Source organism: uncultured Campylobacter sp., from assembly GCF_937921625.1.
Lineage (GTDB): Bacteria > Campylobacterota > Campylobacteria > Campylobacterales > Campylobacteraceae > Campylobacter_B.
The window spans coordinates 12,811-26,769 of record NZ_CAKZTI010000055.1 but is presented as its reverse complement, the minus strand read 5'-3'; the positions used below and the strand labels follow the sequence as shown (position 1 = coordinate 26,769).

The window sequence follows — 13,959 nt, the reverse complement described above, 5'->3', positions numbered from 1 at the left end:
AAAACGCTTATATTTCGTAAATACCGCGGAATTTTATCGCTAATTTCAAAGTTTTATGTATAATTAGCCGAAATTTTATTCAGGAGCAGAATTTTGAAAAAAGCTTTACTTATTTTAGGTCTATTTTTAAGTGCGGCGATAGGGGCGGAATTTAACATGCCGCGATACGAAACCGCCCTACTTAGCGTAACGGATGGTTCGGGCGAGATTACAGATAGCCCTACGATTGCCGTAGGTAGCAGCGGAGTGGTGATGCATAATTTCGGCAGTGGCGCAAGCTCCATCATCGCGCGCGCAGTCGTGACGCAAAAAAGCGCAGGCAAAGCAAAGGTGCGATTTGAGGTTTTTGATATGTTAGCTCAAGAGGCACTGCCACTGCCTAAAATTTTACCCTCAAGCGGCGATAAAGTGATCTTAAATTTCCTCTATGACCGTGCCATAATCGTCGCGCCTAACGCTGAAATTTACGAGCAGGTTATCAAGGCTTTTCCGAATATAAATTTTATCCACCCAGATCTTGGCGGCGCCTATCTTAGCTACAACCACAAGCCAAACCCGAGCCGTGACGATTTTCGTAAAATTTGCGCGCAAAACAGCGCCGGACTGATTTTTATCGCGATGGATAAACAAGGCGTATTTGCCGACTGCGGCAGCTTCAAGCCTTTGCGCACGTTCGCTAGCGGCGGCGTGGCTTATTATCAGCTGCCATTTTACTCGCGCGTAGGCGAGATAAAGACCGTCATTTGGGATTTTACTAATGGCCCGATCAGCGATTACGACAAACACTACCGCTATTTGCTGGGCTTAGATGGCGACGAATAGCGCTGCGCGAGCGTTTTTTACAAATCTATTAGGCGCGGATAATGCCTATTTTGACGAGGCTCATCGCACGGCATACTGCTACGACGCGACGAAAAGGCGCTGTCTGCCGGACGGCGTGCTTTTCCCGCGAAGTGAGAACGATGTCAGTCAAATTTTAAAATTCTGCAACGAAAATTTAATCCCTGTAGTTCCAAGAGGCGCAGGTAGCGGTTTTACGGGTGGATCTTTAGCCGCAAACGGCGGAGTGATTTTGGCATTTGAAAAACATATGAATAAAATTCTAGAAATCGACATGCAAAATCTACTCGCCGTAGTCCAACCGGGCTGCATAAATATCGATCTGCAAAAAGCAGCCGCAGCGCGCGGGCTTTTTTATCCGCCCGATCCCGCAAGCCAGGATTATTCCACGCTAGGAGGCAATGTCGCCGAAAACTCCGGCGGTATGCGCGCCGCAAAATACGGCATCACCAAAGACTATGTAATGGCACTGCGTGCGGTACTGCCTAATGGAGAGGTGATCCGAGCAGGCAAACGCACTATCAAAGACGTCGCAGGCTTCAACGTGGCAGGAATTTTAATCGCAAGCGAAGGCGCGCTTGCCGTCATCACCGAAATTACGCTCAAACTAATCCCGATGCCAAAGCTTAAAAAGACCGCGATGGGCGTCTTTCCTAGCGTAGATACAGCAATGAATGCCGTGTATAAGACAATGGCAGCCGGTATCACGCCCGTGGCGATGGAATTTTTAGACGCGCTGTGCATAGCCGCGGTCGAGGAGAAATTTCATAAAGGCTTGCCGAAGGGCGCGGGCGCGATTTTGATCTGCGAAACCGACGGCAATTTAGAAGTAGCGCTTTTGGAGGAGCTCGCACTCATAAAAGAAATTTTCGTTCAAAACGGCGCGAGCGACTTTCGCGTCGCAGAAAGCGAAGAGGCGCGTGCGGGCATTTGGTTTGCGAGACGCAACTGCTCGCAGGCGATCAATATCTACGGCACGCTTAAGCTAAATGAGGACATCACCGTCCCGCGCTCGCAGCTGCCCGAGCTACTGCGCCGTATCGCGCGCATCGGCGATAAATACGGCGTGCGCGTGCCCTGCTTCGGGCACACGGGCGATGGCAATGTCCACACCAACGTCATGGTCGCCGACAAAAAAGATGAAGCTCAGGTGCGACGCGGACATGACGCAATCACCGAAATTTTCAAAGCTGCAGTTGATCTTGGCGGTACGCTCAGCGGCGAGCACGGCATCGGGCTAAGCAAAGCAGAATTTATGCCACTAGCTTTTAGCGCAGCAGAGATGGAGCTATTTCGCGCAATCAAAAGGGCGTTCGATCCAAAAGGTATCTTAAATCCCGGAAAAATGGGGCTTTAAATTAGGATCGTCATCCAACCGCTATGATGATTTGAAATCGATTTATCCAGCTTACTCCATCTAAAATTTTACTTTCTTACAATATGCCTGCTTAAAATTTATCTTGCTTGCAATTTAGCTTATTTACAGGCTACTTCGAGTTAGTTTTAAGCTTGATACCCATTGACAGATCGATTTTGCTTGCTTTGCAATGAATAATTTTACTTGTTTATTGATAGATTCCATCCACTTGATAATTGATTTTACTTACTTCGCAGATTGATTACCTTGTGCGATCTTTTTCGGATATTTTTGCCATATCAGCTGTGATTACATAGCTACTCGCTAGTTTGCGCAATTTTTTCTCTTTCAACGATATATGTTTAGCACTACGATTATGATGAAACCCCTATATCGCGATGGATAAGTCTATGACAAATTAAAATTATGTCAATAAAATCCATAGCATAGATTAAATTATAAACTTCCAAAATACTGAAATTTTAAAATCGCTATCTATCGCCATTATCGCAATATGCGGAATTTCAGCGATAAAATTTAGAAATAAAATTCCGCGGAATTCCATAAAATCCCATAAAGCTCCGCAAAATTTCTATACTAATTTCGATCTCGCCGTATTATCTAGCTAGCCCTGCCATCTATTTGGTCGCATTAGCCTCGCTTGCATTTATTTTATTCATCGCGGCTACTACGTTGCAGCTAAACTCCGCTCCCAGTTTGCAAGCCTTGTCGTAGTAGATCATCGCCTTATCCAGATCCGGCTCGCCAAATTCCTTCTTTGAATACGCTAGTCCAACCCTTTGGCATCCCTCCGCCAAAGCAGCATCGCAAGATTTTAGGAAAAACTTAAGAGCGCCCTGATAGTCTTTTTCTTCATAGCTAGCGACCGCAGCGTTTAAGCAGCCCTCGCCTAGTCCCAAATCGCATGATTTGGCAAAAAATGCGAACGTATTTTTCTTATCAGCATTTTTATAAGAGATTATCGCGGCGTTGTAGCAAGCTTTGGCAGCTCCAAGCTCGCACGCTTTGGAATAAAACCGCGCGGACTTGCCCTTATCTTTTGTAGTTTTATATAAATTTTGCTCGTCGTAATATAAATCCCCCGCGATAGCACAGCTATTTTCTAGCCCTGCTTCACAAGCTTTTTCAAACGGCTTTTTTGCTGCTTCATAATCACGCTCCTCAAGCAAATACGTTCCGTAGTCTTCGCACGAATTAGCCCTACCGATGCCGCATCCGACAAACGAGATCGCCTGCGGGAAAAATATCTGCGCGAGCAAGTAGACTGCTACGATTAGTGCGGTAATCGACGCTAAAATTTTCATTTTTGCTCCTTTTAAATTTTAAAAATAATTATAGCAAAAAGCGAGGGGTAAAATTTTAATTTTTGATAATAGCTGTGAAATTTGCGGCGAAATTCCTGCAAAATTTCTATCAAAATCCCAAGCAAAATTTTAAATAAAATTTTAAACGGAGCTTTGAGCTGAATTTCAAAAAGACAAATTAAAATTTTACTTGCAAGATTATTTTTATGGCTGGCTTGCCTCAATTTTTACTCGCACGTCTTATGACCGTCCACGGCTATAGTATTTATAATAAAGCATTTAATCCTGAGGTCTGAAACACCTACAGCCTCTACAATGGTAATTTATCAGGGCGACAATCTAATGCGTAAAATATTTTGTTGCATACCAAGCCCGCGACAAGCATCTTGCCGCGCCCTAGAAAACTTTTGAAAATTTCGCATTGCTGCTTAGAAATTTTAAAAAATTTTACACTGCCAGCCTTTAAATTTTATCTTAGAAATAGGCTTGCCTATGCCAAAACTGCAGGCGTAATGCGTCTTTAGGCGTTTTGGCTCCAATACCCAGGATTCTTAGATCGCACCCACTTAGATATGTGAGTCTTAAAATAATTTAGGCCGCGCAGTATCTGTATCGCGCATGCAAATTTCATCATGTAAGCCGCACCCACACATCATCCATGAGCACTATATTTGCCGCGATTCCGCGCGCTGTATGCCAAAAAAGCGTATCGGTCATGAGCGATAAATTTCCACTTTTCGCCGCTTACACGATCCATGAAATTTTATCCTCTCGGTCTTTAAATTTACGCTTTTTTGGAGCCGAACTCTATCACAACCTCCTCCTCGCCGAACCACATCACTGAGTTTTTCATATCGCAAAACTTCGCCTCGTCCGCCATCAACTCCGCTAGCACCGCTCGCGCTACCTCGCTGTTTCGCGCCTCCGCAAACGCCTGCACGCTCTCATACCACAGCTCGCCCATCGCATCGTAGCTAAACGCCGCCGTCTCGCGCCTGGTGCTCTGTCCCTCGAGGAAAACGGGCATGGTTTTTGCATAGCGGACGATATTTAGCGCCTTTTGATTAGCTAAAACCTTTTGTGAATGCGCCGCCCAGTGCACCAAAAACTCCTGCTGCGTGATACCCGGCGCCTTTTTTACTAACATCGTGATCTTAAACATAACCGCTCCCTAAATGAAATTTATCGCAAATTTGCGCCCTATTCTATGATGCATCCGCGTTTTTGCAATTTTGCTTAGCATTCTTTGCGTCTAAATAGACTTTGAAAAAATTTAAAATAGCAGCCGTACGCGCGAGCACAAATCGCCAAAAATGCATAAACCTCGCCGTTTACAACTTAAATCGCTGTCAATCTCACTTGATTTAACTACATAAAGCGTCATTTACGGCTACAGCCAAAATAAATTCCGCAGGCTCTTTGTGGGCAAAGTAAAATTCTGCCGAGCTTTAGCAGACGATGAAATTTTACCGACTTTTGACGCGCATAAATTCCGTCCGTTTAGGCGGGCAAGATAAAATTTTGCGAGCATTAAGTGGTCGGCAAAACAGACGAGTGGCAATTCTCTCTTGCGTCGCCGCGTGCAAATTACATTGCTACGCATGCGCCTAGCCCCTGCTTGCCAAAAACCTCTGCAAAATTATTGTCGCGGCAATGCTATCAAAGCGCGCGTCCTTGCCGCCGCCCTTAGCGCCTTTGCTAGCAAACTCCGCCGCTTCGGCGCTCGAAAAGCTCTCGTCTTGGAATTTTATCTCGCCGTCAAAATCCAGCAGCGAGGCGAAGTGTCGTATGCGCCTGCTCATCTCCTCCTCGCTCGCCCCGCCGCGCGGCACGCCCAGCACGAGCACGCTGGCGCCTTTTTCGCGCAGCAGCTCGCTTAGCTCGCGCGCGGCTTGGGTGCGATTTTTGCGCAGGATCGGCTCGCACGGAAGCGGCGTCTTATCATCCGGTGCCACCGCCACGCCGATACGCTTAAGCCCAAGATCAATCGCAACTATCAAAATTTATCCTTTGCTAACATCAAATTTTGCGGAATTCCGCCATTAAAATTCTATCGCCGAAATTCCGCGATCGGAATTTCATAGCTAAATTTTATCGCAGAATTTAGCTGCGGATTTATGAAATTTTATACGAAATTGACATAAATTTCACTCGCTCGCGGCGCTTGCGAGCTATTAAATTTAGCGTGCCGCGAGCTTCAAATTCCAAAATTTCGATCGCCGTGCCCGGCTCGGTGTATCCGCACTGCATCCACGCGAACCGCACGTAAGCGACACACAAAAGCACGACGAGCATAAATCCTGCCGTGCAGGTGCCGGACGTGCAACCAACCCACCCCACGCAAAATCAAAATTTTAAAGCAAACCCGCACTCACGCGACGGAGCAGATACAAGCCCCCCCCCTGCGCTTTATAACTCGTAAAATTTTGCTGCTACGATCAAAATTTTTCCTTGCGGCAAATTCAGCCTACCACGCTTATGCTGAAATCTGCAGCCAAATTTACCCGCAAAAATTTAGCACGATAGGCAAACAAACATTTAAACGCTATTTCAGAAAATTTCATACATTTTAACACTTAAATTCTGCGCCGCAAAGTATTTATAGATCGCGAGAAGCATTCACAAACCGATCATTACCGCAATCGGAGCGAGTGGCACTACACAAACAAGCCGCGCGGGTTTGTTTTAAACTCAAGCGCTACTTGCGGAAGGTAAAATTTTACCGAGCTGCCTTTTTCTAAATTTAAACTCAGGCTGCGCAGGCCTGGCGCCGTACAAACAAGCCGCACCGGCGGGCGGCACCGATTAAACCGCGGCAAGTAAGCGCCCGCCGCCAGCTACTTTGCCACGATCTTTGCGCCTAAAATTTCGATCTTGCCTTCAAGCTCGTATTCATAAATTTTATCGCCGAAGCGCTCGATCGCCGCTTGCAGATCGGAATTTAGCGCTAAAAATTCCATCACTTCATCCTGCGCGCGCTCGGTGCTTTGCGGCGTCTGCGGAGCTAACGAAGCCACAAACTCGCCAAAATCCGCAATCAGCCGCGCCTGAGATTTTGCGAGCAGATCGTTCGTGCCCGCGCTCTCGTCCATGCGGTGCGGCAGCACGTACACGGGCACGCCCATCTCACGGGCGAGGCGCGCGCTTTGCAGCGAGCCGCTACGGGGCTCTGCTTGAGCGACGATCAGCGCCTCGGACAGCGCCACGACGATACGGTTGCGCTGCAAAAACTGAAATCCGCGCGCGCTCACGCCGTCCTCATACTCGCTAAGCGCGAGGCTGCGCTCGTAAATTTTGCCGATCATGGCGGCGTTTTGCGCTGGATAAATTTGATCAAGGCCATTTCCAAAAACCGCGATCGTGTTTGGAAACGCCCCTTCGTGCGCGGCTATGTCGCAGCCGATCGCCGCGCCGCTTACGACGCAAAAGTCCGCATCGCTCAAAGCGCGCGCGAGGCGCAGGATCAAATTTTTGCTATAAACGCTCATCTTGCGCGAGCCCACGATCGAAATGCGGCGCTTTTGTAACATCGCCGGCTCGCCCCTAAAATACAGCCGCGCGGGCTCGCTTGCGCCGAGCCTTGCTAGGCTTAGAATTTTAAAACCAAGCTCACTCGTAGTACTCATAAATTTCGTCCAAATAGACCAAATCGACCTCGCCTAGGATGTCGGCGCTGTTTGCAAGCGCGCGAAGAGTGGAGCTTTTGGGATGGCCGATAGCGATGGCGTAACCCTGCTTTTTGGCAAGCGTCACGGCTTCGCGTAGTTTTTTGCGTACCGCGGCGACGCTGTTTTGATTATCTAAAAACACATCGCGATGCACGTATCGCATACCGAGCCCCTTCATCGCTGCCTTAGCCTTGGTAGCGGGGCTCGTGCGCGAGTCGATAAATAAAAATCCATACTCGTTCATCGCGCGCAGCAGATTTTGCATCGCGCGCTCGTCGGCGGTAAATTTAGAACCGGTGTGGTTGTTTATAAATTTAGCGTTCGGAAAGTCCGCGCGCAGCTTCGCTATGACACCGCGCAGCTTCTCGTAACTATCCGAAGCTCGCAGCGTCGCGGAGTTATTTTTGGCAGAGCTCGCCTCCATCGGCAGATGGATCGCGTAATGCTCAAAGCCGCAAGCGAGCGAGCGCGTGTCCTTGCGCTGATACTCGGGCGGGAAGATGGACGGCGTCACGCGCACGGGTAGCGCAATGAGCTTTTGCGCCTGCTCGCCGGTGCCTACGTCGTCGATGATGATCGCTAGCTTTGCGCGAGAGCCTGCTGGCAGGGCCTTGCGCGGCGATTTGGAAAGATCGTCCGCGTTGCCCGAAGCGTGGCTTTGTGCAGTAGAATTTATAGAATTTTCTGGCGCGGAATTTGCTGCGGTAAAATTTATGTCAGGTCCGTCGCTCGCCGAATTTGCGGCGGCGAAATTTGAGGAAGTAATAGAATTTGCGGAATTTTGCGAATTGCCGTTTGTAGAATTTTGTCCTGCGGAATTTTGCGAGGCAGGCTCTACGGGAAGCTTCGGCGTAGTTACGTTTTGCTCGGCGATCTTATCAAGCTCCTTTTGAATCAGCGCTTCCTTCTGTGCAGCGCTTAAACGAGGCTTTTTACCGCGAGAATCAGAAGCGCTCTCGGGAGTTTGTTTGCGCGAGCTTTGCTGTAACGCGGCTTTATTGCCCGAAAATACGAGATCCAAAACCGCGTAGGTAACCGCACCGCTTAAAAAGCATAAGATTACGACAAAGGCGATCGTTGCGTAGTTGATCGAGCGCTTTTTGTGGCGCCCGCGTGGATTTCTACTAGCCAAAGCTCAGCCGAAATCAGTTTTTATCTTTATTTACGAGCTTACCCTTGGCGATCCACGGCATCATCGCGCGAAGCTTATCGCCAGTTTTGGTAAGCAAGCTGTTTGCCGTGATATTGCGCTCGGCGTTCATTCGCACGTAGCCCGCCTTACGCTCGAGTATGAAATCTTTTGCAAATTTGCCGTTTTGGATCTCCTTTAGCACCTCTTTCATCGCCGCTTTGCTGCTTTCGTTTACGACGCGGTTGCCGCTTACGTAATCGCCGTATTCTGCGGTGTTTGAGATCGAATAGCGCATATCTGCCATGCCGCCTTGATAGATGAGATCCACGATCAGCTTCATCTCGTGCTGGCACTCAAAATACGCCATCTCAGGCTCATATCCAGCCTCTACGAGGATCTCGAAGCCCGCGTTGATGAGCGCGCAAAGTCCTCCGCAAAGCACAGCCTGCTCGCCGAAAAGATCGGTCTCGGTCTCCGCTTTGAAGGTCGTTTCGATGATGCCGGTGCGGCCGCCACCGATCGCGCTTGCGTAACTCAGAGCAAGCTCCTTGGCTCTGCCGCTTTCATTTTGCGAAACGGCGATCAGCATCGGCACGCCGCCGCCGCTTACAAACTCATTGCGAACGGTGTGGCCAGGGGCTTTCGGAGCGATCATAATGCAGTCGATGCCCTTTGGAGGGACGATCTGTCCGAAGTGGATATTAAAGCCGTGCGCGAACGCGATCGCGTTGCCCTCGCTTAAGCTCGGCTCGATCTCCGCTTTGAAAATGTCGCTTTGAAACTCATCGGGCGTTAGGATCATTACGACATCTGCGGCCTTCGTAGCCTCGCCGACGCTCATTACTTTAAAGCCCTTTGCCTCCGCCTTGCTCCAGCTCGCGCCACCCTTTTTTAGACCCACGATAACCTCTACGCCGCTATCGCGCAAATTTTCGGCGTGAGCGTGTCCTTGCGAGCCGAAGCCGATCATAGCGACCTTTTTGGCCTTAATCAAACCCAAATCGCAATCTTTGTCGTAAAAAACATTTATTGCCATAACGCATCCTTTTTTAAAAATTTAGGCGAGATTGTAGCTAAAATTTGCTTTTACGTAGATAAACCGCGCGCCGCAAGGGCGGATAAAGAAATTTTGAGCTATCATTTAGGCATAATTTAGCTTTAAAAGGAGCGAAAATGAAAGTGGGATTTATCGGCGGCGGAAATATGGGCGAGGCGATGATCGACGCACTTTGCAAAGCTGGCGGGCAAGATTGCGCGGCGGGCGGAGAAAATTTTACAGAGGATAAAGAAAATTGCACGGCGGGCGGAAAAAATTCCGCGCACGACGGGCGGAATTTTATGCCAGATACTCAAAGCTTTGCGGCTTGCGAGCGGAATTTCGCAAATTTAGAGCAGAATTTTGCGAGCCGCGAACGTGATTTCGCCTGTGTGCAGCCCCGCTCCGAGACAAAACTAGAAGTCCTAGCCTACGCCAGAAGCAAAAACGAAGTCTTACGCAAGCGCTACGGCGTGCAGATTTTGCAAGGCGAGACGCAACTGGCGCACGAAGCGGATATTATCGTGCTCGCGACCAAGCTCGCCAGCTACGAGGGGATTTTGCGCCTGATCGCGCCCGAGCTCGCGGGCAAAATCCTGCTTCTTTTGGCGCCGAATTTCAAACTGGAGTGCGCCCAAAATATCGTAGGTGCGGACGTTTTCGTGGCCCGCGCGATGCCAAACGTCGCTGCGGGTATCGGCGCGTCGGCTACGGCGCTGTGCTACGGCGAGTATTTTGATGAGGCTAGTCGGGAGATCGTACGAGCGCTAGCCGCCAAAATCGGCAAATTTTACGAGATAGACGAGGCTGGCTTTGCCGCATTTACTGGGATTGCGGGCAGCTTGCCTGCCTATGTGTGCGCCTTTATCGAGGCTGCGGCGGATGCGGGCGTGCGGGGCGGACTGCCACGGGCGCTATGCTACGACGCGGTAGCGACGGCGGTAGAAGGCACGGCGCGTCTGCTACAAAGCGGCAGGCGCCCATCGGAGCTCAAAGACGCCGTCTGCTCGCCTGCGGGTACGACAATAGAGGGGCTGGCGGCACTGGAGGCGGCTGGGTTTCGCGCAGCGGTGATGGCGGCGATCGAGGCGTGCATCGCCAAAGCTCACAGTTAGCCTCGTCACACCTCGTCGGTTTCGGATTTCAAACATAGCGCGTTCGTGATCGCGCTAATATCGGAATTCTGTGCGGGCACTTCTCTAGCAAAATTTTGCCTTATCTTTAAATCAAACGAGATTGCCGCTCCTGCAGCGGAGGAATTTACGAACTCTATGGCGAACAAGCCGCCAAGCCCGCATTGCATTTAAATTTTAAAATTTAGCGACTTTGGAAATTTTAGATCAAAATTTACGCTTAAAATTTTAAATTTAGAGATTGTAAATTTAGCGCTCGCGGCAGGGCAAAATTTTGATTTTTAGCGGCGCGAACCTGCGTCCAAAACCATTAAAATCAAAATTTAGCGTAGCATAGGTAGATGCGCCCGCGACTGCGAACTTGCTGGATAAAAAATCAAGCCAAGAACACAAGCGCTAAAAGAGTGCATCTTGCGCCGCAGTCTTGCTAGGATGCAAACGCAAACTGCAAAATTTCGCCGCTCGCGCAAACAGCAAAACAAAGCTAGTCGCGCCGAACCGTATTTTACTACCAAAGCAAGCTGCAAATCAAAACACATTCCGCCGCCCGCCGAGCAAGCCTCAGATCAAAACCGCATCTCATCGCGGAGCGAGCCTTAAATTTAAACCGCGCTTCGCCGCCGAGCCACAAACCAAACCTGTGCGCCAAATCCTGTCAATCTGCGCAATAAAATTTGGCTTTAATTCGGCTGAAACTTCGCACGCAAAACCGCGATAAGCAAGTAAGATCAGATAAATTCCTTCTCTAAAGGCTGCATCGCGTTGCCGTCTGCGTCGAAAAGCACCCGCCCGCAAACCTCGCAAACCTCGTCTCTAGGAGAGGGCTCGTCCGCGCCCAGCTGCCACGCGGACATCTCGCCGCACTCGCAGTTTATGACGTAAAGGATCTGCCTTTTGCGGCGCTTGCCCCACGGCGCGATATCCCAAAATAGCTCCTCGCGCTTGCCTAGCTTTTTAAAATCTTTCTCGGCGTCCTTGTGCGCGACGAGCAGATAGTAGGCGTCGCTATGAAGATCCAAAGTAAAGAGCCTAGAATCGCTCTTCTTCAGCGCCTTTTGAAACTCGTTCATCAAAAATAGGCTCACATCGCCGCGCTCGAAACCCTCTTTTTTCGCTTCTTTTTCGAGCTTTGCGTAAATTTTATCGCACTCTAGTGACACGCCGCTTTGCAGCGCATCAAGCCTAGAGCTGATAAATTTGCCCACATCGCCCGTCTCGTCCTCGCCGGCCCAGTCAAGCATCCAAACAAGCCCTTTTCCGATAAGCGCATCCAAAAACTCGCCGTCATCAAGCTCGCCTATCTTTTCAAAACCGTCCGTCTCGCCTGCCGTCAAATGCTTTAAAACGCAGCACTGATCCTTCGTCATTTTCGCTCCTTTGATTAAATTTACCGCCTATGTGGGTCTGTTTAAATTTTACTCCCAGAAAGCTTTAAGCTTACTTTTCGCAACTCCTTGCGCTGCAAATTTAGCTCGCGGCGGCGGGTAAAATTTACGCTATAATTTCACAAAAGCGCTAAAATTCCAACCGAAAAGGACGCAAATGCAAACGGATCTGCAAGAAAAGATTAAGGAACTACAGCGCAAGATCGCGCGCAAGATCACCTATTTTCAGACGGGCGGAGTTAGGCCGCGAGGCGCGATCGATGAGTGCTGGATCGGCCGCGTGTTCGCTTGCGCGGCGGACGAGGAGCTGCCGACGGATCAAAACGGCGCGCCGATGCTCCCTCTAGCGCAGTTCTACCTGCCCGCGCTGCCCTACGTGCCGCAGGTCTTGGACGGCGTCAAGCTGCTTACGGTCTTTATCTCACAGGATCTCATCGGCAAATCCCGCGAGGATATGGACGGTCTGTGGGCGATCCGCGAGTATAAAAACGAGGGCGAGCTCGTCATAAAGGAGCTTGCAAATCCGCGCTCGCAAATAAAGCCCTTCCCTTTGCAGCTCAAATTTGCCGCGGACGATACACCCGTTTGGGACGGCGGCGGGCTGGATGCGGATGTCGTGCACGAAATTTTGGAGCTTAAAAGGTCGGTCGGGCTTTATTATTCCGACGTCACGGCTGGGCTGGAATATTACAACTGCACGAAGCTCGGCGGCTACCCCTCCTTTTGCCAGTCAGGAGTGAGCTTCGGCGATGGTTTTCAGTTCGTTTTTCAGATCTCAAGCGATGAAAAGGCGGGCTTTAACGTCATAGACGGCGGCAGCTTGATGTTTGCTAAAAACCCGCAAAACGGCGCGTGGAGCCTGTATTATGATTTCGATTAGGCACGCGAAAGGCTTTAGCTCGCTCGTAAAATTCCGCCGCTTCAAACGGACGCCGGGAGCGAGTAAATTTACGATGAAATTTTATCAGCGTGCGGCTTTGAGCCCGCTCGATGCAGATTAAATTTAAACGGCGGCGCGCTCCGATCTAGATTAAATTTAAGCCGCCAAAAGACGAGCCGTATGGTTGCAGACACACCGAATACGGCGAGCGGGCCATGAAAAATTCGGCGCCGTAAAATTTTAAAATTTTATAGCCCGAGATTTCAGCTTCGAGCTTGAAATTTAAGCCTGAGTTTAAAATTTTAACCCGCAAATTTAAAGGAGCGAAAATGAATGCAAACGAGCTTGCAAACATCTGGCGCAGGCCGATCTACCTGCCATATCTGCAAGAACCGCTCACGCCCGAGGCGCTGAGGGCCGCGGAAGAGGAGCTAGGGCACGCCCTACCGCGCGAGCTAGTTATGATGCTAAGCGTACAAAACGGCGGCTACCTGCGCTACGAGCTAGAGGGCTACCCGCTGGACGCCATCAGCGGCATCGGCGAGGCACATCCGTCGCTTACGCGCTTTAGCTGGGGCGAGGAGCGCGAGTGCGTGAGCTTCGAGCTTGACGGGCTGGTGCTATTCAGCGGCGTCGGGCATTGGTATCTGTGCCTGGACTACCGCGCGAGCGAACAGCCTGCGGTCGCCTATATCGACGTAGAATGCGATGAGCAAGGCATCATCACGCAGGATTTCGCTTCGTTTTTAGCGCTTTTGCGGCTCGACACGAGCGGCAAGATCGCGCTGCAAACGGGGCTCGATCTAAATGGCACGAAGGCGCGGCTGGAGGAAATTTTGGGCGTGCACGCAAGAGCCGCCGATCCGCAGCTTTACGGCTTTAGCGTGTATAATTTCGCTCGCGAGGGCGGCGTGCTGAGCCTTAGTCCGAACGAGGTTCGGCTCGGATTTGTCAGGCGGGGCGAGCGGCGTTTTAAGGAGCTTAAAAACTTCAGCGAGCCCGCCCTGCGCTATGCTGAGCTGGACGGCCGCGCGATGATACTGGACGTTTTCAAAGAGGAGCTGATGGGTGAAATTTTGCGCGAGCTCAAGAGCGCAGGCTTGTGCGCACAGAGCCTAAAAGACGCGATCGGCGCGTAGGCTTTCGCGATTGGGAGTGTAGATTTGTGTCGGCTGCGGCGCACGCTTGTGCAACCAGCAATGC

Annotated in this window: 14 protein-coding genes; 5 read left to right on the top strand and 9 right to left on the bottom strand. The window is 50.2% G+C overall.

Annotated elements, in window-relative coordinates; all coding sequences use genetic code 11:
• Nucleotides 1-93: 93 nt before the first annotated feature.
• Together Q0101_RS09110 and Q0101_RS09105 are read left to right on the top strand one after the other, a co-directional pair.
• Entirely contained in the window at nt 94-822 is a 729-nt protein-coding gene (locus Q0101_RS09110) for a plasminogen-binding N-terminal domain-containing protein (protein ID WP_297944680.1), read from the top strand.
• On the top strand, nt 809-2,197 hold the full coding sequence (locus Q0101_RS09105; protein WP_297944677.1) for an FAD-linked oxidase C-terminal domain-containing protein: 1,389 nt from the start codon (nt 809-811) through the stop codon (nt 2,195-2,197). Before Q0101_RS09110 ends, Q0101_RS09105 begins: the two co-directional genes overlap by 14 nt.
• 638 nt (nt 2,198-2,835) lie before the next feature.
• Here the strand turns inward: Q0101_RS09105 and Q0101_RS09100 are convergent.
• The 7 genes from Q0101_RS09100 to ilvC form a co-directional block, all read right to left on the bottom strand.
• Nucleotides 2,836-3,522: a tetratricopeptide repeat protein gene (locus Q0101_RS09100; RefSeq protein WP_297944672.1), complete on the bottom strand. Its 687-nt coding sequence runs from the start codon at nt 3,520-3,522 to the stop codon at nt 2,836-2,838.
• Between the two features lie 784 nt (nt 3,523-4,306).
• The gene (locus Q0101_RS09095) at nt 4,307-4,684 is read right to left on the bottom strand and encodes an EthD domain-containing protein (protein WP_297944669.1); all 378 of its coding nucleotides are present in this window, start codon (nt 4,682-4,684) and stop codon (nt 4,307-4,309) included.
• A gap of 445 nt (nt 4,685-5,129) precedes the next feature.
• Nucleotides 5,130-5,525 (bottom strand): Holliday junction resolvase RuvX, encoded by a 396-nt coding sequence (ruvX, locus tag Q0101_RS09090; RefSeq protein ID WP_297944862.1) that lies wholly within the window; start codon nt 5,523-5,525, stop codon nt 5,130-5,132.
• 112 nt (nt 5,526-5,637) lie between these two features.
• A complete protein-coding gene (locus Q0101_RS09085) occupies nt 5,638-5,862 on the bottom strand; it encodes a hypothetical protein (protein ID WP_297944666.1) in 225 nt (74 codons plus the stop codon).
• Nucleotides 5,863-6,359: 497 nt separating this feature from the next.
• Nucleotides 6,360-7,148 (bottom strand): DNA-processing protein DprA, encoded by a 789-nt coding sequence (locus Q0101_RS09080; protein WP_297944663.1) that lies wholly within the window; start codon nt 7,146-7,148, stop codon nt 6,360-6,362.
• Nucleotides 7,132-8,322, bottom strand: coding sequence for a divergent polysaccharide deacetylase family protein (locus Q0101_RS09075; protein ID WP_297944660.1), 1,191 nt, complete (start codon nt 8,320-8,322; stop codon nt 7,132-7,134). Before Q0101_RS09075 ends, Q0101_RS09080 begins: the two co-directional genes overlap by 17 nt.
• Before the next feature lie 13 nt (nt 8,323-8,335).
• Entirely contained in the window at nt 8,336-9,358 is a 1,023-nt protein-coding gene (gene ilvC / locus Q0101_RS09070; RefSeq protein ID WP_297944657.1) for a ketol-acid reductoisomerase, read from the bottom strand.
• A 137-nt stretch (nt 9,359-9,495) separates the two neighbouring features.
• Here ilvC and proC point away from each other — a divergent pair, with 137 nt between their 5' ends.
• Nucleotides 9,496-10,473: a pyrroline-5-carboxylate reductase gene (gene proC, locus Q0101_RS09065; protein ID WP_297944655.1), complete on the top strand. Its 978-nt coding sequence runs from the start codon at nt 9,496-9,498 to the stop codon at nt 10,471-10,473.
• A 5-nt stretch (nt 10,474-10,478) separates the two neighbouring features.
• Here proC and Q0101_RS09060 read toward each other — a convergent pair whose 3' ends face one another.
• Both Q0101_RS09060 and Q0101_RS09055 read right to left on the bottom strand, forming a co-directional pair.
• Nucleotides 10,479-10,661, bottom strand: coding sequence for a hypothetical protein (locus Q0101_RS09060; protein ID WP_297944652.1), 183 nt, complete (start codon nt 10,659-10,661; stop codon nt 10,479-10,481).
• A gap of 558 nt (nt 10,662-11,219) precedes the next feature.
• A complete protein-coding gene (locus Q0101_RS09055; RefSeq protein WP_297944649.1) occupies nt 11,220-11,858 on the bottom strand; it encodes a hypothetical protein in 639 nt (212 codons plus the stop codon).
• A gap of 175 nt (nt 11,859-12,033) precedes the next feature.
• On the opposite strand from Q0101_RS09055, the gene Q0101_RS09050 reads away from it, so the two are divergent.
• Together Q0101_RS09050 and Q0101_RS09045 are read left to right on the top strand one after the other, a co-directional pair.
• Nucleotides 12,034-12,756 (top strand): DUF1963 domain-containing protein, encoded by a 723-nt coding sequence (locus Q0101_RS09050; protein WP_297944646.1) that lies wholly within the window; start codon nt 12,034-12,036, stop codon nt 12,754-12,756.
• 329 nt (nt 12,757-13,085) lie between these two features.
• The gene (locus Q0101_RS09045) at nt 13,086-13,895 is read left to right on the top strand and encodes an SMI1/KNR4 family protein (protein ID WP_297944643.1); all 810 of its coding nucleotides are present in this window, start codon (nt 13,086-13,088) and stop codon (nt 13,893-13,895) included.
• Nucleotides 13,896-13,959: the final 64 nt, after the last annotated feature.